Origin of the sequence: Mesotoga sp. Brook.08.105.5.1, from assembly GCF_002752635.1 — a bacterium.
In the GTDB taxonomy this organism is placed as follows: Bacteria; Thermotogota; Thermotogae; order Petrotogales; family Kosmotogaceae; genus Mesotoga.
This window is the reverse complement of sequence record NZ_AYTW01000006.1, coordinates 74,705-95,288: the sequence shown is the minus strand read 5'-3', so window position 1 is coordinate 95,288 and position 20,584 is coordinate 74,705. Positions and strand designations below refer to the sequence as shown.

Here is a 20,584-nt window from a genome sequence, read left to right as displayed (position 1 = left end):
CCTCCTAACGATTCTATTCAAACATCTTCTTCAACGAAACATCGTATGGTGCACGAGCAATTCCCTTTTCAGTAATTATCCCGGTTATAAGGCTTGATGGAGTAATATCAAATGCAGGGTTGAAACACTTGACACCCTCGGGGGCTATCTGATAATCCCCAATTTGCGTTATCTCAAGATGGCTTCTCTCCTCTATCGGAATCCCATCACCACTTTTGGTCAGAAGATCCACTGTGCTCAGCGGTGCAACAATGTAGAAAGGAATCCCGTGTTTTTGAGCAAGAATGGCAACCGAATAGGTTCCGATCTTGTTTGCCGTATCACCGTTAGCGGCGATCCTATCTGCCCCGACCAACACTAGATCGACTAACCCCTTCTTCATAACCCATCCTGCCATATTGTCGCAGATAAGAGTAACATCGATTCCTGATTTCATAAGCTCCCAAGCCGTCAGCCTAGCCCCTTGGAGATACGGTCGAGTCTCATCGGCATAAACCGATATCTTTTTGCCTTGCTCCACGGCCGCCCTCATCACACCTAGTGCCGTTCCATAATCCACAGTCGCGAGTGCTCCTGCGTTGCAGTGAGTAAGTATTCCGTCACCGTCTCTCACAACAGTTGCACCGTTTTTCCCAATCGTCATATTGATCTCAATATCTTCCTCTGCTATAGCAAGCGCTTCGCTCTCAAGACTCTCTACTAACCTTTTTCTATCTAATTCACGAAGGGTGTTGAGTGTCTTTTCCATTCTGTTGAGAGCCCAGAAAAGATTTACGGCCGTAGGTCTGCTTTCTGAGAGCCTTCTCTTCACCAAATCCATATGGTCGAAGAACACTTCCTTAGAGCTTGCCAGAACCTCTTTAGCACCAAGGAGATAACCAAATGCCGCGCTTGCTCCTATCGCAGGGGCTCCTCGGATAACCATATCCCTTATCGCATGATACACGTCTTCGTGGGTTTGGCATTCAACATACTTTTCAACTGAAGGTAGTTTTCTTTGGTCTATTAGTATCAGTCGATCTTCTTTCCATTCAAGCGTTATACTCTTGAACTTTCCCACTAGATATTCACCCTCTTAACGATCTCTTTCACCGTTGAGCGGTATGCGACTTCAAGTTCAGACCCTCTCATGTGAGTAACGATGCTTTTGCCGTTGTCCGAAAAACCTACTAGCGTAGGATCGAAGGGGAGCGACCCTAAAAGGGGGATGCTGAAGAGGGTCTCGAGATTCTTACCTCCACCTTCTCCAAATAACTTCGTGATTTCTCCACAGTGCGGGCATCTCATATATGACATGTTTTCCACAATTCCCAGTGGGTTCCTGTGCATTGTCTCTACCAGATTGATCGCTCTCTTCACATCCTGAACTGCAACGGCTTGAGGTGTAGTAACTACAAGCGCCATTATATCAGGAAGATTCTGAAGAACTGTCAAAGGCTCGTCACCGGTACCTGGAGGAGAGTCAATTACGAGGAAGTCGAGCTCTCCCCACGCAACATCACCAAGAAACTGATAGATCGCCGTTGTCTTCATTGGACCACGCCAAATAACCGGAGCATCTTCTTCAACGAAACTTGAAATGCTTATTACCTTAAGATTTGGTAGAACTTCGGGAGGAAAAATCTGTCCTTCTACGACTTCGGGCTGCTTTTTCAGACCTACCATCCTGGCAACGTTTGGTCCATGAAGATCAATATCCATCAGACCCGTCTTGAAGCCTTCATCCGCAAGAGCCAGCGCCAGATTAACCGCGACCGTCGACTTGCCAACTCCGCCTTTACCTGACATCACTAGTATTTTGTTCTTTATTGACTTAACGTTTTCTCTTATGCTTTCCATCCTCTCAGCCATCTCTTGTGGATTCACTTCTCTTCACCTTCATAGTCAATCTTCATTGACATTTTCGCTGTCTTATTTAGCATTGCCGAGACGGAGCAATATCTTTCCTGAGAAAGGACAACTGCCTTTTCAATCTTATCCTTCGGCAGATCTTTGCCCGAAAAGTGATACACGAGTTCGATACTCGTGAAAACCTTCGGATGTTCCTTCGCATACTCATAGTTTGCAGAAATCCAGTACTCGTAATCTGTAACCTTCATCTTGGAAAGAATCGAAACAACATCCATTGAAGTGCAACCCATCAAGGCAGCTATTACCGTCTCCATTGGAGTCGGTGCCGATCCATCGCCTCCAGAACTTTCCTTTGCATCCATATGTATGTCATGGCCAGAAGGAGTCTTCGCGTAGAAGGCCATCTTCCCTATTCTCTTAGCAGAGTATTCCATTGTCTCATCCCCTCTCAAAAAAAAAGGGCCTAAGCCCCTTTTAATTTCCGTTCAGTGCCGATTTGGCAATCTCGCAATACTCCCTAAACGTATTGAAGTCATTAACTGCAAGGTCAGCAAGCATCTTTCTGTTGATGTTCACACCGGCCAATTTCAAACCGTGAATGAGATCGTTGTACTTCGTACCGGCAATTCTAGCACCAGCATTTATCCTGGTTATCCATAGCTTTCGGAAATCTCTCTTTCTGATCTTCCTTCCAGCATATGCGTAGACTCCAGATCTTATGTAATACTGCTTTGCAAGTCTGTATCTTCTGCTCAACGCACCTCTATAGCCTTTCGCGGCCTTCAAGTATTTCAGCTTTTTCTTTTTGGAGTTCACTCCACCTTTTACTCGCATCTAAATCTCACCTCTCAGAAGGGTCAAATGCCCAGGCTTTTCTTTACTTTCTTCTCGTATCCGCCTTCGACCAATTTCCATTTTCGGGCCTCTCGGCGGCTGCTTTCGCTCTTCTTACCGGTATTATGACCAGTTCCAGACTGGTTTCTCATTATCTTTCCACTACCGGTTACCTTATATCTTTTCGCACTTGCCTTATGAGTCTTCATCTTTACTTTGTTGCCCATTATCTTTACCTCCTTGAGGAGCTGCCTTTGGCTTAAGAATCATCCACATATCTCTTCCCTCCAACTTTGGAGGACGGTCGATATCGGAAATTAGTTGAAGCTGGTCTGCAACTCTTTCGAGAATCTCTCTCCCTTTATCTGAAAAGACGATCTCCCTTCCTCTGAACATTATGACCACCCTAACTTTGCTTCCCTTTTCAAGAAACTCTTTGATCCTGTTCGTCTTCGTCTGGAAATCGTGCTCATCGATCCTGATCCTGAATTTCATTTCTTTGAGTTGAGACTGTTTCGTCTTCTTCTTTGCTTCCTTCTTGCGCTTGTCCTTTTCGTATTTATACTTACCGTAGTCCATAATTCTTGCTACAGGAGGATTTGCTGATGGAGCAACAAGAACCAGATCGAGTCCTTTTTCTCTTGCGATTCTCAATGCCTCCGTTGTCTGTACTACTCCAAGCTGTTCTCCGTCAATGTCAACGAGTCTAACAGTCTTCGTCATTATTTCGTTGTTTTTCGGTGTTGAATCACCTCTTACGATACTACATCACCTCTCATAAAAAAATTGGCGGAACAACCCGCCATGTCAATAACCAGTTTTCAAGCTATTGACCCCTCAACCTTTGGGCGGGGGTGGGAGAAGATCTCCACTTAATACTACTTTCTGGTGAGCCGTGCAGGGATCGAACCTGCAACCTATTGATTAAGAATCAATCGCTCTGCCTGCTGAGCTAACGGCCCACTGACGGTATTTATTGTATCCCATGCGAATGAACCTGTCAACCGGGTTTCAACGATAAAGGTCATTCCTGAAGTTAGAAAAATACCCGTGTGAATCGCGGGTTTCACTGTACCGGTACTTCTTCACAAGCTTGGTATCAATATCGGTAGAAGCGAAGCCTTCTGCACCACCGCAATCTACAAGAATTTCGCCTGAGGGAGACACAATTCTGCTCTCTCCGACGAAGTTAATCGATCTACCGACTCCACATTGGCTTGCAGCAACGACAAAACATGCGTTTTCTATCGCACGAGCTCTCGTTGCAACATCGAAAATCGTTCTTCTCTCTCTCCCAAAAGCGAAGGGAATCAATAGAATCTCTGCTCCATTCAAACAGAGTTTTCTTGAGATTTCGGGGAATCCTACTTCGTAGCACATCAGCACTCCGAAACTGACTCCAGAATACTCGAATGACCTGAATTCGCTTCCAGGAGTGAAGACCTTTTTCTCGTCTCGAAAGAGATGAGTCTTGTTGTAGTAGATTGGTTCGAGGTACGGAAACATTATCACAGTGGAATTGAAAACGACCCCATCCTTTCTGTTGACCATCCCACCTACTATGGCGATATCGTTATAATCCGCAAGTGCAGACAGAACTTCCACGGTTTCTTCTTGCATCTCAATCGCGTTGTTCACTGTGGTCTCGTCCGTTCCGTATCCACTATTGAACATCTCGGGAAGGAGCACTAGATCCACTTCTTCTTCTACTAGATTCTCTATGTAGTTAGTCGCTCTCTCAAGGTTTTCTCCAGGTTCATCGTTATACGCTCTAAACTGCACGATTCCGATTCTTACTTTACCTGCACTACTCATTACTGTCTTCACCACCCTGCATAAAAGGGTTCTTAGCCAAAGGTTTGAAAATCCTTCTGACATCCTGCGCAGCAACTAGCAGCATTAGTACCACCGTAAGAACGATTCCACTATTCCCCAGCCGAAAATAAGCTATTCTTCCCATAGCAACTCCTACCAGAATCCAGTATCCCAGCGAGAAGACCACTGCCAGCAGTCTTTTCTGGTGAAGTAAGCCGTAAAAGCCAGACACACCTTGAGCCGCAACCAGAATCATGACCTCGGTTCTGTAGATTGTGCCGGTTGTATCATGAAAGTAGCCGAATATGAGAACCACATAGAAAAGAATCATCGTGAGATTCTGTATTCTAGCCACTCGATCCGTCTTGTTTCCGAGAATCATTCCCGGAAGGATTACTAACACGGCTATCACCGAGTCTAAGAATTGGTAATTGAGAAATGGCATCAGGAAAAGCGGAACAAGCGAGAAAAGTATCCTATAAAGCATCAGTAACCGTTATCTTCAAGCCACTTCTGGGCCTTTTCCTTCGACTCCTGTCCTTGAGCAACAAAAGCCGGTTGCAGATCCAACTCAACAACCCTTTTGTAGTACTGCGCCGCCAGATCTTTCTTTTTCCATACTTCATACAGAACGGCCAGCTCGTAGTAGCTGTTGATGTATTCAGGATCATTTTCAATGGCCTTCAGGAATCGTTCTTCCGACTTTCCGTAATTTCGGTATGGCCAGGGAGTATCCCTATCTCTCATGCCTTTAGCAATAAACGGAAACGGGCTGTCGGGCATCAGTTCCATAGCTTTGTCAATACTCTTGTCGAAGTCAGATATCAGGAACATCGACTGGATTATGCCTGCCATTTGTGCCAGCTGACCGATTGCCGCCCCTTTCACGTAATATGCCATTCCGTAAGAGGCATCCATCTCTATAGCCTTCTCGGCAAGCTCTCTTGCCTTCTTATAATGAGTCTCTCTCGATTTCTTGTCTTCGATCCAGTTCGCGTATTCTCTGTGCGAATCAGCTAGCAAAGTAAGAATCTCTATGTTTCCCATGTCCTCCAACTCAAGCTTTCCTATGAACGCTGACATCATCTCTACATTCTCTAAAGCTCTTATTCCAACGAATTCAGAATACAGAGTCTCATAATCAGAAGCGAGGATCATGACTGAACACACGATCAAAAATACAACTGTAAGCAGTTTCTTCATGTAAAGGTACACCTCCCAAAGAAGATTGTATGATAGGAATATTATATAACTACATGATCAAAAGATGCCGGAGGAAGTTTGATGGATAAATTTCTAGTGGTTAGATATGGAGAAATCGCCCTTAAGCAAGGAAACAGGAAGTTGTTTGAGAAAACCCTGGTGAACAACATTAAGAGACAGCTTGGAAGCTCCACAGTAGAAAGAATCAGAGGGCGAATCATTGTTTCGGTACCCTCCGAGAGACTCAAAGCTGCTACAGAAGTTGCGTCAAGAACATTCGGAATTCAGAACTTCAGTGTCGGCACATGGACTTCATATGATCTGGAGGACATCTATCGAACTTCCGTTGACCTCGCTCATGAAGAGATTATGAGAGGAAGAAGAACCTTCAAGGTTGAAACAAGGAGGCTGGACAAGAGATTCCCGCTTAAGAGCATTGAACTGAACCCTTTAGTAGGTGAGCGGATTCTTGAGAAAATCCCTGAGACATCTGTTGATCTTCACAACCCCGATTTCAAAATCGAGATCGAGATAAGAGATGAGGGAGTTCTCGTTTCTTGCGGAAAGACAACCGCGAGCGGAGGTCTCCCGGTTGGAGTAAGTGGCAGAGCAATGCTTATGCTTTCTGGAGGTATAGACAGTCCTGTGGCAGGGTGGCTCGCTCAGAAAAGGGGGTTGGATCTAGATGCCATTCACTTCTCCAGTCCACCTTACACGGGAGAGAAATCTTTTGACAAAGTTCTCTCTCTTGCAAGAACGCTTTCTCTGTACAACGGGGGCAGGGAGTTCAGAATGTATTCCGTTCACTTCACCGAAGCTCAAATTGCTATCCATAAGCACGTTGAAGAGAGATACAGCCTTCTATGCCAGAGAAGGCTCATGATGAGAATCGCCAGCAAGATTGCCGAGAATAATGGGATAGTTGCTATCGTAACAGGAGAGAACCTTGGGCAGGTTGCCAGCCAGACTCTGGAAAACCTTAGGGTCATAGAAGAACAGACAGGTCTGATCGTACTCAGACCGCTCGTTACTTACGATAAAATCGAGACGATAGAACTGGCGAAGAGAATTGGCACATTCGATACATCGATACTGCCGTATGAAGATTGTTGTACTGTGTTTGTTCCTTCAAATCCAGCTACCAAAGCGAGATTATTTGATATCAACAGGGTTGAGGCCGGTCTTGACTTCGAAGACTTAGGTGCAATAGCACTTGACAAGTCGAGAATGTACAGGTTGAAGAATGGAGAGGTATTGGAGGTAGGAGTCATTGGGGTTCCTCAAGAAGATTCTTAGTCTGCTCGTTACGATCTGGATAGCCGTAATCGGGGTTCTTTACATCTACGTTTACGGGGGAATCATTATTCTAATCGGAAATCTCATAGGTAAGCTCAAGGGGAAGAAAGAGCGGAAGACATTCATATCCCGCGAAGTGTCGAGGTTTGGCCGTGCGGCCTTTATTCTTTCAGGTTCAAAAGTTAAGGTAGTAGGCAAAGAAAACGTGCCGCAGACAGGCTCTATGGTGATAGTCGCAAATCATCAGAGCGCATTCGACATTCCTCTGATTCCCGGCTATGTGTACGCAGAAATCTCTTTTATTGCGAAGAAGGAATTATCGAAGATTCCGGGAATCAATTGGTTTGTTAGCGCTCTCGACGGAGTGTACATCGAAAGGGGAAACAAATCGCAGACCGCAGGAGCAATGAGAAAAATATTCCGGATACTGAAAGAAGACGGAACGATTCTGCTCTTTCCAGAAGGAACGCGGAGCACCGGCGGTGAGATTGGGGAATTCAAAGAGGGAAGTCTTTCAATACCCTTTAAGCTTGGAATAAGGGTTCTGCCTGTTGCCCTGGACGGAACACGAAATCTCCTTAAGAAGAATAGCTTCCTAATAACTCCGTCAAGGATATCTCTTTCGATATGTAAACCGGTCTTGCCCGAAGATTTCGAATCCGAGGAAGAGTTCAGTGAAGCAGTCTATAATATAATTAAGGGGTCACTGGAATCACTTAGAAATTGAGGTGGGTTTTATGTTACAGGTAAGACTCAGAGGTCTGGCTCTTGATCAGAGCAATTCTCCGGTAGTCATACTAGAAGTCGAAAAGACAAACAAAGGCTTTGGAATATGGATAGGTCCGTTTGAAGCTGAGGCTCTTGCCCTTGCAGTGAGTGGAAAGGACTTTCCCAGACCGTTGACGTACGATCTGTTCTTGAATACAGTCTTACAGCTTGGCGGGACTTTCGAAAAGGCGGTTATCGGCCAGGTGAAAGACAACATATACTACGCTTCCTTGCACTTACAGGACAGAAACGGTCAGCTGCATGTTATTGATGCGCGTCCTTCAGACTGTTTGGTGCTTGCAGTGAAGAAAGGCTTTCCGATATTCGTGGAAGATGCCGTTTTCATGGAAAGCTCTATTGATTTGAGCAGTCTTCAGGCCGATGCTCTTCACCAGGGTCAAGAAGAAGACAATGATAGCTTCAAGAAATTCGTTGAAAACCTTGACATCGAAGAACTGAAAAAACACTTCAGAAGAGACCAGGATAATGAGACTAGCTGAGTTCATACCATTCTTCAATCGAAGACTCGAACAGTTTCTAGATGGGTTGCCGGTCGCCGGACCCTTGAAAGAGGTCGTTTCTTACACTCCTCTATCAGGGGGAAAGAGACTTAGAGCATATCTTATCTGGGAGCTCTCAAAGGTTACGGCTTTTGGAGATGAAAACTCCATGACAGTCGGCATGGCTGTCGAACTCTTCCACAGCGGAAGCCTCATCCACGACGACTTACCTGAAATAGACAACGACAGTATTAGGCGTGGTCAGCCTTCTAGTCATGTGAAGTTCGGCGAGTGCAAAGCCATACTTGCCGGGGACTATCTTATGTTGTTACCTCAAAGACTCCTCTCTTCTCTGAACCTCGACTGTGATTTCAAACAGACTTTGATCAAACTATGGCATGAGACTTCGCTGAAAGTTGTTGAAGGCGAATTTGAAGATGTGTTTCCCCAAGAAAGATCCAGAGAACATATGGAGAGAATTCATGCCGCAAAGACCGGCGCCCTTTTCGGCTTCTGCTTCGCGGCTCCATTTGTGGTAGAGAGCGAACAGAGGCTCAATGAGATGCATCGATTAGGCTTAAAATTCGGTAAGCTATTTCAGTTTTTGGACGACATAAAAGACGTAACCTCCACAGAGCGAGAACTCGGAAAGACTCCGGGAAAAGACGGAATCCAAGACAAACTGACCATTCTTTCATTTGAATCGATTGAAAGTGCTCAGTCAAGAGTTGAAGGGATGTTTCATAAGCTTCTAGAAGAAATATCCGTCTTCACAGATCTAAAGAGCGAGATGGTGGAAATCTACGACCTCATCACGAGAAAATAAGCTAAAACCCAAGAAACCTTGATTTCAAGGCTCTTCTGAAATCGTTTGCGTCTGAGTATCTCTTCTCTGCAACCAGAGACATTGATTTGTCTAGAATGCGCCTCGCTTTTCTTGTGAACTCATCAAATAAAAGCGGAATTCCTTTCATTCTATCTGTCGAAGGAACTGGATCTCTTCCACAAAGAAGGAAGTATAGAATCCCTCCTACAGAATAGACATCCCATGAAGAACTGGGACGCGAGGACGAAAAGAACCTCTCAGGACAGGCATAACTCAGGGAGACCACTTTCGAGAGAGAGTTGATAAGGTAGACATCCTTCAGACAGGCCGCACCAAAATCCATCACCTTGATTTTACCGTAGTCCGTCATCATCACGTTTGTTGGTTTTAGATCACTGTGAATATAGCCTCTATTGTGAATAGATGCGACTCCCTTCAGAATCTCATCGATTACTTCATAAGCCCTCGAATCCTCCATTGCCCCATCTGCTCTTACTGCATCTCTCAAGGTCTTTCCGCTTACGAACTCCATAACGTAGTAGGCGGTGTTGTTTTCTGTGAAAAGATCAAGAACCTTCACAACCCTATCATCTTCGATTTTGGACAGAATAGTGAACTCCTCTGAGAAAGAAGAAAGTTTCTCATAATATACATCCTTCAGATCACTGTCTACTGGCTTTACATTGTTGTTTTCTCTTTCAACACCTCTTGGAAAGAACTCCTTCACGGCCACTTTAGTTCCCATGTGAAAATCCGAGCACAAATAGGTCAGCCCGAACCCGCCCCTCCCCAATGGCTCGATCACTCTGTAGCGCTTCTTCAAAATCGTCCCTTCGCCGAGGTAGTATTCTATTATGATCACCTCTAGTAGAATAATATCATCATTGCAAGAAAAGGCGGTAGACAAATGGTAGTTGATTTTCACTGTCATTCCGATCATTCGGACGGAACTGACCCGGTTACGATAGTAGTTGAGAAGGCTCATGAAAAAGCTATATCTGTTCTTTCTATCACAGATCACGATACGCTTTCCGGTCAGAAAGATGCTGCAGAGCTTTCTTCGAAGATGGGTATTGCTTACGTAAAAGGAGTGGAGATTGGTTGTGATTTTCACGAGACTCTGGATATATTGGGTTACGGAATGGTTTCTACAGAAGACTCAATCGAAAAACATCTTGAACAGATACGACTAAAGAGGAACCTAAGAAATACAAGGATTCTCTATAAGTTGCGTTCACTTGGAATCGATATAACTGATGAAGAGCTGGAAAGCTCGTTTCCGGGCGAGAGTCTTGGAAGGCCTCACATTGCAAGCCTGATTGTCAAGAAGGGTTACGCAGAATCAAATGAAGATGCCTTTGAAAGATTCATTGGCAAATACGGAATTGCATATATTGAGAAGGAGAGGCTGTCAATAAAGTCAGCGATTGAACTTATCCTTTCTGCAAAGGGGATTCCGGTCCTTGCTCATCCTATTTCCATGATGCTTAATCGAGAGGATACAGTGGAGATGATTAAGAGAATGATGTCCTACGGATTGAGAGGGATCGAGGTTTTCTACAAGGTGTACGATCTAGAGACGAGAAACGAGCTTCTTCAGATTTCCGAAGATCTGGGGTTGCTTGCATCGGGAGGCAGCGACTACCATGGAGAGCACAAAAAGAATCTGGAGTTGGGCATAGAGATTCCAGACGACATTGTTTGCAGATTTCTTGAGTCGCTATCTGCGGACGATAAAGCTCCTCAAAAGTCTCAATAGCGTTTTGAGATCGGTGTGAAGAGATCGGAAGAGCATACCTGAATCTTTTGCTGTGTCCTTTAAGTGCAGCGGAAAGCGGTTCTTCGAGGCGCTCTCTTTCAAAGTGAAGCTTCATCTCTTCAGCACGGCTAAACTGGCGAGAACCTTCTTTCTCGACCGATCAGCGACCTAAGTCATTCATGCTTTCCGACTTGCCAGAAGTAGACTCAGTCATCTTTGTTACTAGAAAGTATGGAATAACTGGCCAAAGCTATCGAAGCAAGTTTTGAAGGAGCGGAGTCGGCTCTGGAAACAATGACGATGGGCGCCGCAGCTCCGAGAATCAGCCCCGCAATTGTTCCGCCTGCAAGGTATACTGCCGATTTTCCCAAGATGTTTCCGCTTACGATATCCGGAACAACAAGCAGATCTGCCTTTCCTGCAACTGGACCAGATATCCTCTTAATCTCTGCTGCTATAATCGATAGTGCGTTATCCATTCCTAGAGGTCCATCCACATCGCACCCGGTGAGCTGTCCTCTTTGAGACATCTTCGAGATAACCGCAGCATCAAGCGTTTCCGGCATATCTTCATTTACAACTTCTACAGCAGCAACCAATGCCACTCTTGGTCTTTCGTACCCGATGGACTTCAGAAAGGCGACCGCGTTCTCAATTATCGATACTTTTGTCGGCAAATCTGGTCGGATCACCATACCGCCATCAGTAACAAAAACCACCCTATCAAGTACCGGAACATCTAGAGCCGCAACATGGCTCAGAACTTTCCCCGATCTCAGACCCCAATCCTTGTTAAGAACAGCCTTGAGCAGTGTCGATGTCTTGACAAGGCCTTTCATAACAATGTCGGCGTCTCCTGACCTCACAAGTCTAATACCCTTCTCGCAGGCTTCTTCGGGAGTTGACGCATTGATTACTTCACCATAGAGTCCCTCTTCACTGAGAATAGCTCTAGTCTTTTCTTTTTCTCCAACCAGAAAAGGCTTCGCTATTCCTTCATCGGATGCAAGTTTAAGAGCCCTGATGGCCTCGCGGTCGTCAGAACCAACAAGAACTACCTTTCGTGGCCCCCTTGCTTTAGCCAAAGAAATCATCTCAGAAAAATCTCTCAACTGAAACCCTCCTCGCTTTTACTACTTTCGTTATAAGTATAGCTCATGATTGGAGAATTCTATGCAAACCGTGTACTGAACGGAGTTATCTCTCTAGCCAACGAGAATGAAGGTTATATCCTTTGACATTTAGGGCAGAAGAAGATCTTGCCCCAAATAATCCTTTCTCTCAATCCTTCTGCCTCATCTAGGGCAGAGGGCTCACCATAGGTAGTTCTTCCGATTTTCGTCGTGTATTCACCAGCTTTTCCAAACAGGTCTCTTTCAGTTTCCCTACCACCGTTGTCGGCCACGTTCTTGAGCACGTTCTTTATGGAGTTTAATAGCCTTTACCTTTGGATAAGCTCCGCAGTCCATAAGATATCCTGCAAAGTGCCGTTACCAAAACCCGGTATTCGCTGTTCGGTTGCCAAAATGCCTTTAGACTGAGCTCCTCGGACTTCTCAGTCTCGAAGATACTGATCGATCATCTTCGAAGGGTCCTCCATTTTGTCGAGAAGAGCATTAACATTTGACTTAATAATGTCGCTGAACCTGCCGAGAATACCCATTTTCTCCTCCTTTGACACTTCTCATGCGTAAAGGCAAGGGATTCTTGGGTGATTAAACCGAAGTCCATTTCTGGTATCGGAGTATGACCCCAAGTTCAGGGCTGTGCCATCAGCCCGTCCCTAGGCAGAGCACATTAGCTCCTAGGGCTGGCAGACTATCGCTTGCGCTAAACCATCTCCCACAGTTGCGGAAATAATATCTATCGCTCCCAACCTATCCCGGTGGGTTTTAAATCCGCAACCGCCCACATATTTTCTATCGTTGGCTTTGTTGCGTTTACCGCATTTTCGGGGCAGTGAGAATCGCCGCAAATATACTCGTCTTTCTTTCCCCAAAAGTCTACTCTTTCGGCTATCAACTGCAAGAAAACGGTTTTCTCAAGCCGCTAGCCTTTCTCGAGACGGACAACAGTCTCCACATGCCACGTTTGAGGAAACATGTCAAAGGCCTTTATCGAAGAGATTTTGAATCCTGCTTTTACTAACCTGGAAACATCTCTCGCAAGAGTAGCCGGATCACAGGAAACATAGAATATCATAGAAGGATTAACCTTTTGGAGCAGTACAATATCATCGCCGACTCCGGACCTAGGAGGATCAAGGATTATCGTCGAGAAGTGGGTCTCGGTCGACTTCAAGTATTCAATGGTATCGCTCATAATCAGGTCAGCGCCGAACATTCCATTGATGTTCGAATTAGCTTTGAGAGCCTTTACTGAAATTGGATTTGATTCTACGGATGTGACGTTCTTCATCTGGCTGCCAATAGTGATGGAGAAGGTTCCTATCCCGCTGTATAGATCAAGAAGTGAATCGCCTTGAGATGACCCAAGTTCGCAAGATATGTGCCTAATAATCGACTCTGTTATTTGGAGATTATTCTGAAAGAATGCAGCAGGAGGAACCTCGAATCTCTTTCCAAAAAGCTCCTGTTCGAGGAGACCTTCTCCAAAAAGCGTTCTCGAAACCCCACGCATAACAACCCTGTCATTTGCGTTCATGAGATGTACAAGAGTAGTTACCTCTCCAAGTCTATTCTTCACCTCATGAACCAACCTGCTCTCATCAGGGAGATGCTCACCCTTCGTAACCAGTATTGCCATTATCCCGCTTCCATTACCCCTGAGAATTAGGTGCTTGAGTTCGCCTTTGCCGTTCGCCTGGTTATAGGGTCTGACTGAGCTTCTTCTCAAAATGCCTTCCATAAAGGCCCTCACCTTTTCAAAACCTTCAAGACCCAATACACATCCTTGACAGCTAACCGGTGACTTGCTTTTTCTTCTGTAAAGCCCAAGAGAGAGTCCGTTTTTTCCCTGAAAACAAACATACTCCATTTTCAGTCTGTAATTGATCTCCTTCGGTGAAGCGACTATATCGAACTCGTCTAGATCGATCTTGCCAACTCTGCCGAACTGCTCCGCAATGACCTTCTTCTTCCATAAGAGCTGCTCCGGGTATTCCAGAGTCTGCCAATCACAACCCCCACATGTCGGAAAGCTTCTACAGAGTCTCTCTCTTCTTGAATTTGAAGGTGTTATGATCTTCTCAACTTTCATCAGGCGAAAATCGCTCTTCCCCTTCTTTCTGCTAGCAAGCACAGCTTCTCCGGGATAACCGGCATCAAGCAGGGCAACCTTCCCGTCTTTTGTCCTGGCAAGTGAGAACCCACCTGCGATAAGCTTTTCGATCCTCAGTTCTTCCATCACATACTGTCGGGAGCCTCAACGCCAAGAAGCTCCAGCCCGCTTTTGAGAATATTCTGAAGCGCCTTGCACAAAGCTAATCGAGCCCCCGACAAAGCCGGATTCGCGGGATCGACAATTATGTTTTTGTTGTAGTATGCGTGAAAAGCTCTTGATATATCCTCTAGATAGGAAGTCAGGCGATTCGTCCTGTAATCGGCAACTACTGAATCAAGTATTTCAGGGAAGATGGTCAGCAATTTTATAATTCTTCTGTCATCCTGACTGTCAAGCAATTCTAGAGAATCGCCTGAAACAGCTACGCTCTTCTCCTGTGCAGTCCTGAAGACGTTGCTTATTCTTGCATTTGCGTACTGGACATAGAATACCGGGTTGTCATTGGACTTCTGTCTTGCCAGGTCAATATCGAACAGCATGTGAGTATCGGGATCAAACATCGCAAAGAAATACCTCGTCGAATCGACACCGACCGCTTCTACAAGTTCATCGAGTGTCGTGAATTCACCTCTTCTAGTTGACATCTTGACAACTTCGCCCTCTCTCTTCAGGTTCACATACTGGTGAATTATCACATTGAGGAAATCGTCTTCAATTCCGAGAGCTTTCATTGCGGCCTTCATTCTAGGTATGTGACCCATGTGATCCGCTCCCCAAATGTCGAAAACTTTCTCGAAATTCCTTTGATGCTTATTGTAGTGGTATGCAATATCGGTCATGAAGTACGTGTTTGTCCCGTTAGATCTGACTAGAACCTTATCGTCATCTTCAACAAAACTTGAGACTCTTAGCCACTTTGCACCTTCTGATTCATATGTAAGTCCCTTTCGATCTAGAATCTCAATGACTGATTTCACAGTTCCATCTTCAATTAGCGAACTCTCAAAAAACACGTTGTCAAATTCCACTCTCAATGTCCTCAAGGTTCCAAGAATATCTTCAAGCATCTTCCCAAGAGCGTACTTCTTGAAGTAACTCTCAGAGTCGTCATTCCAGACACCTTTGAAGTGCTCACCTACTTCTCCAGCAAGATCTCGCGCAATGTCAATTAGGTACCCTCCCTGGTAGCCATCTTCAGGAAGCTCCTCTTCCAGACCGAGGAGTTGATTATACCTTACCCAAAGAGATCTCCCAAGAAGCCCTATCTGTCGACCGGCATCATTTATGTACATCTCTTTCTGAACCCTGAAACCCCTTGAAGAGAAGACCCTGCATAGAACATCACCGAATACTGCCTGACGACCATGGCCAACAGTGAAGGGACCGGTTGGATTTGCACTTGCGAATTCGAGTTGAATGCTTGTTTCGCCTGTCTTTTTCCAGAAATCCGGAGTTTGAAGAATGTTCTCCAAGACCGATGAAACATATTTCGAAGAGAAATCAACATTTATGAACCCCGAACCAGCTACCTCAACTCTGCTGTAATCTAGCTCCTTGCTGAGACTCTCCGAAATCAATGTGGCAATTTCTCTCGGGCTTTTCTTGAGAGTCTTTGACAGCATGAAAGCAACATTTGTCGATAAATCCCCAAATCCCTCAGGAGGCATCTCGATCTTGAAGTCAATCGTCTCGTCTTCAATGGCGAACTCCCTAATTGCATTTTTTACTGAACTTTCCAACTTCTCCTTGAACACCGGGCACCTCCGAATTAGGGCAATATACCTTAGCATACAAAAGCATAACACCGCATTGTTGTGATATGGTTTAATCCACGTTTCCTCGAGCCAATAAACGCAATTGAAAGCCGGAACTTATATATGTATTATATTAGAGATAACCAAAACAAGGAGGGTTAAGATGGGCGTAAACTTAAAAGGGAGAAGCTTTTTGACGCTACTTGATTTCACAAGCGACGAGATTCGTTATCTTCTGGATGTAGCCAGACAGGTTAAGGTCGAGAAGAGAGCCGGAACACCAACCGTCAGATTTGCAGGGAAGACTCTGGCAATTGTCTTTGAAAAGCGCTCCACACGAACAAGAACTGCATTCGAGACTTCCTTCGGAGAAGAAGGTGGGCATGCTGTCTTTCTTTCGAAAGACGACATTCATCTGGGAGTGAAAGAAGACCTTAAGGATACCGCACGAGTCCTGGGAAGAATGTTTGATGCGATAGCTTTCAGAGGCTTCAAACAGGAAACCGTTGAAGTGCTATCTCAGTGGTCAGGCGTTCCCGTGTACAACGGCCTAACAGATCTGTACCATCCAACTCAGATTCTCGCCGATTTCATGACGATTGAAGAGACACTCGGGACTTTGAAGGGGCGAAAACTCGTCTTCGTTGGCGATTCCAGAAACAACATGGCCAACTCTCTTATGATAGGTTCTGCGAAGATGGGTTTGCATTTCGTTGCATGCGGCCCAAAGAGCCTTCACACAGACCCGGCGATAGTTGATAAGTGCAGGGAGCTTGCGAAAGAGTCTGGAGCTAAAATTGAGGTTACTGAAGACGTGGAGAAGGCACTGATGGATGCCGATGCGGTTTACACCGATGTTTGGGCATCTATGGGAGAAGAAGCAAAGCTGCAGGAAAGAATAGCCCTTTTGAAGCCCTATCAGGTAAATGCCGAGATGATGAGAAAGACTGGAAAGGCGGAGACGATCTTCCTTCACTGCCTCCCCGCAGTCAAAGGAAACGAAGTGACTGAAGATGTCTTTGAGAGTCCCATTTCAAGAGTCTTTGAAGAAGCCGAGAACAGAAAGCACACAATTAAGGCAGTTATGATAGCCACACTGCTATAGGGGGAAAAATGAAGAGAATCGTTGTTGCAATAGGTGGCAATGCTCTAAATAAACCAAACGAAAAACCAACTGCAGAAATTATGGAGAAGAACCTCCTCTCAACTACCTCTTATCTCGCAGATCTTGTAGAGGAAGGTTATGAACTGATAATCACACACGGAAACGGCCCGCAGGTTGGCAACTTGTTGGTTCAACAGGATATGTCAAAAGACGTATTCCCTCCTTTTCCGATCGATGTAAACGATGCAATGACTCAGGGATCTATCGGCTACTTGATTACTCAGACCCTGAACAATGAGCTTCTGAAGCGAGGCAAAAGAAGAGACATTGCGTGCGTTCTGACTCAAATCGTAGTAGATAGGGAAGACGAGGGATTCCTGCACCCTTCAAAGCCGGTCGGACCGTTCTATGATGAGAAGACCGCTAAGGAACTTGAAAGAACCAAAGGCTGGACTGTGAAAGAAGATGCGGGTAGGGGTTTTCGTCGTGTAGTCCCCTCTCCGATACCACTTGATGTGCTGGAGATTGAACCGATACGAGAGATGATCAACGATGGGACAATTGTTGTAGCGGCAGGCGGTGGAGGAATTCCGGTTGCTCGAGATGAGAGGGGAATGATAAAAGGTGTAGAGGCGGTCATCGATAAAGATAGAGCGTCCGCACTGCTTGCGAAACTGATTGATGCCGATGCCTTAGTAATTCTTACCGGTGTCGACCACGCATACATCAACTTTGGAAAGAAAGACCAAAGAGAACTGAGGGTAGTTACTGTCGAAGAAGGTAAAATGTTGATCGATGCCGGTCACTTCGCAAAGGGAAGCATGCTGCCGAAAATAGAATCAGCAATTGAATTTGCTTCAAGAACGGGAAAGGAAGCAATAATAACCTCTCTGGAGAAGGTCGACCAGGCACTTAGGGGAAAGTCGGGCACAAGGATTATTCCATAAAAAGAAGCCGGGTATTTCCCGGCTTCGCCGTTCACTTTCAAACACAATGTGATATAATGTGTTATACGAATGATTGAAAGGGGTGACGACAGTGCGTGGACAAGAAACGAGAGAGAGAATTATGGAAGCCGCTATACAGGTGATCGCTGAGGAAACAATTGAGGGACTGAGCACACGAAAGGTTTCAAGCATCGCAGAAGTCAATCTTGCTGCAATTCACTATCACCATCGCTCCAAAGAGGGAATGCTCATAGATCTATCCAGGCACATTCTGAACAACTACGTACTTCCAAGACTCGAACCACTCATCGATCAAGCCAAACAACCCGTTGAGATTGCCAGGGATCTCTATGCCGAGGTGCTAAAGCTTTATTCCGAAAGATCTGACATAATGGTTTCTCTTGTTTATCTTTGGCTTCATGGAATGAAGAACAAAAGGGTAAGAGAGATTCTAATCAACGCAAGAGCCGACTTCTACGATAGAGTCGAGAGGGCTCTAGGAGCTTCTATGTCCATGAGAAGAGCTTCCAAGGTATCCCATCGCCTCTTAACTTACATGGCGGGCAAGGTTATGGAGATGTCCGTCGATGGAGAGATGTCCGACGAAAAAGAAGTAGATGAGATAGCAAAACTCCTTTCATGAACTTGTCGGTATGAGGATTATTCATCACTAAAGCAGATACAAATATCGCCATTCCTGACAAGGAGCAGGAAAAGACTTTGTTTATCAGTTAAGAAATCCTAGGTTCAGCTGCATCCCCACGAAACTGTAAGCAGGAAAAGGGTTGAAAGAGGCGAGATCATCCTTGATTTCCCACTTCAGTGTGCCGGCCAGTTCAATACTTTCAATATTCACAAAGTAGAACTTCTTGTCAATATCCAGTCTTCTCCTCGCTGAGAACCCCACAGAGGTGTAGCTTTTCTTTTCAGTCTCACCGGCTACCTTCTGAAATCTTCCCAGAGTGGCACTGACAGTACTCAAATAGTTGTCAAAGAATACTTCTGTTTTCAGTTGCCCACCAAGGAAGGATGCGTCAGGCGCAGAATATTCATACAGGCCGCTAACTTCCAGATACACAACATTGAAGTCATATCCTAACTCTGCAACCACCCTCGCTTCCTCCAGTGAAGAAAATGAGACGCGGGACGCGACATGAAAGTTGCCATCGTAGCCAAGAGTGAAGTATGAACCCTCATCGATGAACCAACCGGCCTCTAGAAAGGGAAGTATGCCGATCCTCAATCCCACATCTTTGAAACCCAGCATAGCCTTCACCGATCCGGGAGACAGTATTCTTGAAGAGTGAGTTGATCCAAATGACATCACAGAAATTAAAAAAAACACGATCACCATAATATATACTCTTCTCATAGGACACCTCTTTATTGAAAGCACATATTCAGTATACAACACAAAGCAGATCAAATCTTCTCAGCTCTGGAGGCGCGCCAATATGGAAAAGACTAGGCTATGGATTCTTGGATACTTCATTGCGATATTCTCCACACTATTTCTCTTTCCAATGACCTCGCGGGTCATCGGACTTGCTTTTCTTTTCTCTCTAATAATTAGTGCACCATCCGCATTCGTTACAAAGAAAACATCGAAGACTGCTCTTGGAATCATTACTGGAATGGTATTGCTATTCTTCTTATTCTTTCTTGTGTACAGCGCCATTCCGATTACGATCAACGGAATCCGTAGTATTGCCACTGAGATGGATGCCCTCTTCATGGACGGAAGTTTTGAAGAGTGGCTCGAAAGACTTCCTCCGTTTATTGCAGATTCCGTTACGGACCTTGCCCAGAGAGCTTCACAATTGTTAACTGGTGGTGCTATTGAACTGGGAAGATATGTTGCCTCAAACATTACATCATGGATTACCGGGATTATTCTCATGATAGTAGCGGCCTTCGTGATTGCAAGAAGAACCGGAATCTTGAGAAGGAAGGTTCCTATTATCTTCCCCAGCTGCGATCAATCCAGGGTAACCGGTTTTCTCAATTCTCTGTACACTGATTTTCAGACCTATGTCGCTGGCCAGGTTCTAATATCGGTAATCGAAGGAATTATGATAGGTGCAGGTGCAGCGATTGTGGGAATCCCGAACGCTCTCTTCCTGGGACTTCTTGCAGGAATGACGAATTTCATACCCTTCTTGGGAGTTGTTGTAACAACTATCCCGATGCTGCTTCTCGGCTATGTTCAAAACGGCATCTGGGGTGTTATTGGTGGAGCGATTGTGCTCTTGATAGCAAATCAGATAGATATGTGGCTGCTTTCACCAAGAATTCTCTCTCATCGTGTTAAGATAAACTGGTTTGTTATTCTGGTATCGCTGGTGGCTTTTGGAGAGCTTATCGGAATTTTCGGCGTATTGTTCGCCGTGCCTCTGATACTCTTCATAAAGCGATTCTGGAAGGAGTTTATCATAAAAGAGAGGAGTGATCATGATTGGGAATCTACGATAGAGACTGGTACAAAGAAAGTCAAAGAGGAGAATCCCCAACTCCAGGAAGAAAACCAGACAAATTCACAAGAGGATTGATCCTGGGACTGATAGTTGGCTTCGTGATCGGATTTCTTGTCTTTGGATTTATCTGAGACAGCTCATGCAATTCAAAAAGAAAGCTGTAAAGGCCTTTTTCGGCTGCGCACTGGGCACCGTGAGAGATCGTTGTC

The 20,584-nt window shown here is 45.2% G+C and carries 23 protein-coding genes, 1 tRNA gene and 1 pseudogene; 9 read left to right on the top strand and 16 right to left on the bottom strand.

The annotated features are described in order from the left end of the window. Positions 1-13 precede the first annotated feature (13 nt). From mtnA to V512_RS03540, 10 genes are all read right to left on the bottom strand, one after another. Positions 14-1,060, bottom strand: coding sequence for an S-methyl-5-thioribose-1-phosphate isomerase (mtnA, locus tag V512_RS03585; protein ID WP_099829092.1), 1,047 nt, complete (start codon positions 1,058-1,060; stop codon positions 14-16). Next, positions 1,060-1,866: an Mrp/NBP35 family ATP-binding protein gene (locus V512_RS03580; RefSeq protein ID WP_180977924.1), complete on the bottom strand. Its 807-nt coding sequence runs from the start codon at positions 1,864-1,866 to the stop codon at positions 1,060-1,062. Before V512_RS03580 ends, mtnA begins: the two co-directional genes overlap by 1 nt. Further along, entirely contained in the window at positions 1,863-2,285 is a 423-nt protein-coding gene (locus V512_RS03575; RefSeq protein ID WP_099829091.1) for an OsmC family protein, read from the bottom strand. The genes V512_RS03580 and V512_RS03575 overlap by 4 nt, the downstream gene beginning before the upstream one ends. A gap of 40 nt (positions 2,286-2,325) precedes the next feature. Then, positions 2,326-2,685 (bottom strand): 50S ribosomal protein L20, encoded by a 360-nt coding sequence (rplT, locus tag V512_RS03570; protein WP_099829090.1) that lies wholly within the window; start codon positions 2,683-2,685, stop codon positions 2,326-2,328. A 23-nt stretch (positions 2,686-2,708) separates the two neighbouring features. Continuing rightward, entirely contained in the window at positions 2,709-2,912 is a 204-nt protein-coding gene (gene rpmI / locus V512_RS03565) for a 50S ribosomal protein L35 (RefSeq protein ID WP_006491740.1), read from the bottom strand. Beyond that, positions 2,881-3,447, bottom strand: a complete 567-nt coding sequence (infC, locus tag V512_RS03560; RefSeq protein WP_258001819.1) for a translation initiation factor IF-3 — start codon at positions 3,445-3,447, stop codon at positions 2,881-2,883. The genes rpmI and infC overlap by 32 nt, the downstream gene beginning before the upstream one ends. A 124-nt stretch (positions 3,448-3,571) precedes the next feature. Continuing rightward, positions 3,572-3,647 (bottom strand) — tRNA-Lys (locus V512_RS03555). A 49-nt stretch (positions 3,648-3,696) separates the two neighbouring features. Then, positions 3,697-4,500, bottom strand: a complete 804-nt coding sequence (locus V512_RS03550; protein ID WP_099829088.1) for a carbon-nitrogen hydrolase family protein — start codon at positions 4,498-4,500, stop codon at positions 3,697-3,699. Further along, the gene (locus V512_RS03545; protein WP_099829087.1) at positions 4,493-4,987 is read right to left on the bottom strand and encodes a hypothetical protein; all 495 of its coding nucleotides are present in this window, start codon (positions 4,985-4,987) and stop codon (positions 4,493-4,495) included. Before V512_RS03545 ends, V512_RS03550 begins: the two co-directional genes overlap by 8 nt. Next, positions 4,987-5,703, bottom strand: coding sequence for a tetratricopeptide repeat protein (locus V512_RS03540; RefSeq protein ID WP_099829086.1), 717 nt, complete (start codon positions 5,701-5,703; stop codon positions 4,987-4,989). Before V512_RS03540 ends, V512_RS03545 begins: the two co-directional genes overlap by 1 nt. Positions 5,704-5,784: 81 nt before the next feature. On the opposite strand from V512_RS03540, the gene thiI reads away from it, so the two are divergent. From thiI to V512_RS03520, 4 genes are read left to right on the top strand one after another with little or no spacing between them, the layout of a single operon-like run. After that, the gene (gene thiI / locus V512_RS03535) at positions 5,785-6,999 is read left to right on the top strand and encodes a tRNA uracil 4-sulfurtransferase ThiI (RefSeq protein WP_099829085.1); all 1,215 of its coding nucleotides are present in this window, start codon (positions 5,785-5,787) and stop codon (positions 6,997-6,999) included. After that, positions 6,974-7,726 carry a lysophospholipid acyltransferase family protein gene (locus V512_RS03530; RefSeq protein WP_099829084.1) on the top strand — a complete coding sequence of 251 codons (753 nt, stop codon included), beginning with the start codon at positions 6,974-6,976 and terminating at the stop codon, positions 7,724-7,726. The genes thiI and V512_RS03530 overlap by 26 nt, the downstream gene beginning before the upstream one ends. A gap of 10 nt (positions 7,727-7,736) precedes the next feature. Further along, positions 7,737-8,267: a bifunctional nuclease family protein gene (locus tag V512_RS03525; RefSeq protein WP_099829083.1), complete on the top strand. Its 531-nt coding sequence runs from the start codon at positions 7,737-7,739 to the stop codon at positions 8,265-8,267. Further along, positions 8,254-9,093, top strand: coding sequence for a polyprenyl synthetase family protein (locus V512_RS03520; RefSeq protein ID WP_099829082.1), 840 nt, complete (start codon positions 8,254-8,256; stop codon positions 9,091-9,093). The genes V512_RS03525 and V512_RS03520 overlap by 14 nt, the downstream gene beginning before the upstream one ends. A gap of 1 nt (position 9,094) precedes the next feature. Here V512_RS03520 and V512_RS03515 read toward each other — a convergent pair whose 3' ends face one another. After that, the gene (locus V512_RS03515; RefSeq protein ID WP_243392237.1) at positions 9,095-10,024 is read right to left on the bottom strand and encodes a serine/threonine-protein kinase; all 930 of its coding nucleotides are present in this window, start codon (positions 10,022-10,024) and stop codon (positions 9,095-9,097) included. Between V512_RS03515 and V512_RS03510 the strand changes: the two genes are divergently transcribed. Continuing rightward, a complete protein-coding gene (locus V512_RS03510) occupies positions 10,001-10,852 on the top strand; it encodes a PHP domain-containing protein (RefSeq protein WP_099829081.1) in 852 nt (283 codons plus the stop codon). The genes V512_RS03515 and V512_RS03510 overlap by 24 nt on opposite strands. A gap of 206 nt (positions 10,853-11,058) precedes the next feature. Here V512_RS03510 and V512_RS03505 read toward each other — a convergent pair whose 3' ends face one another. The 4 genes and pseudogenes from V512_RS03505 to argS all read right to left on the bottom strand — a co-directional run bounded on the left by V512_RS03505 (position 11,059) and on the right by argS (position 15,849). Continuing rightward, positions 11,059-11,964, bottom strand: coding sequence for a bifunctional enoyl-CoA hydratase/phosphate acetyltransferase (locus V512_RS03505; RefSeq protein ID WP_099829080.1), 906 nt, complete (start codon positions 11,962-11,964; stop codon positions 11,059-11,061). Between the two features lie 446 nt (positions 11,965-12,410). Beyond that, positions 12,411-12,515, bottom strand: a pseudogene (locus V512_RS03495) (PspA/IM30 family protein); the annotation flags it as partial. Between the two features lie 386 nt (positions 12,516-12,901). After that, positions 12,902-14,218 (bottom strand): 23S rRNA (uracil(1939)-C(5))-methyltransferase RlmD, encoded by a 1,317-nt coding sequence (gene rlmD, locus V512_RS03490; RefSeq protein WP_099829078.1) that lies wholly within the window; start codon positions 14,216-14,218, stop codon positions 12,902-12,904. Next, complete coding sequence (gene argS / locus V512_RS03485; RefSeq protein ID WP_099829077.1) at positions 14,218-15,849, bottom strand: arginine--tRNA ligase; 1,632 nt, start codon at positions 15,847-15,849, stop codon at positions 14,218-14,220. The genes rlmD and argS overlap by 1 nt, the downstream gene beginning before the upstream one ends. A 163-nt stretch (positions 15,850-16,012) precedes the next feature. Here argS and argF point away from each other — a divergent pair, with 163 nt between their 5' ends. The 3 genes from argF (at position 16,013) to V512_RS03470 (ending at position 18,544) form a co-directional block, all read left to right on the top strand. Further along, on the top strand, positions 16,013-16,954 hold the full coding sequence (gene argF / locus V512_RS03480; RefSeq protein WP_099829076.1) for an ornithine carbamoyltransferase: 942 nt from the start codon (positions 16,013-16,015) through the stop codon (positions 16,952-16,954). A gap of 8 nt (positions 16,955-16,962) precedes the next feature. Beyond that, positions 16,963-17,901: a carbamate kinase gene (gene arcC / locus V512_RS03475; protein ID WP_099829075.1), complete on the top strand. Its 939-nt coding sequence runs from the start codon at positions 16,963-16,965 to the stop codon at positions 17,899-17,901. 91 nt (positions 17,902-17,992) lie between these two features. Further along, positions 17,993-18,544: a TetR/AcrR family transcriptional regulator gene (locus tag V512_RS03470; RefSeq protein WP_099829074.1), complete on the top strand. Its 552-nt coding sequence runs from the start codon at positions 17,993-17,995 to the stop codon at positions 18,542-18,544. 84 nt (positions 18,545-18,628) lie between these two features. Here V512_RS03470 and V512_RS03465 read toward each other — a convergent pair whose 3' ends face one another. Beyond that, on the bottom strand, positions 18,629-19,273 hold the full coding sequence (locus V512_RS03465) for a hypothetical protein (protein WP_099829073.1): 645 nt from the start codon (positions 19,271-19,273) through the stop codon (positions 18,629-18,631). Between the two features lie 82 nt (positions 19,274-19,355). On the opposite strand from V512_RS03465, the gene V512_RS03460 reads away from it, so the two are divergent. After that, entirely contained in the window at positions 19,356-20,450 is a 1,095-nt protein-coding gene (locus V512_RS03460) for an AI-2E family transporter (protein ID WP_099829072.1), read from the top strand. The last annotated feature ends 134 nt before the right edge of the window (positions 20,451-20,584 follow it).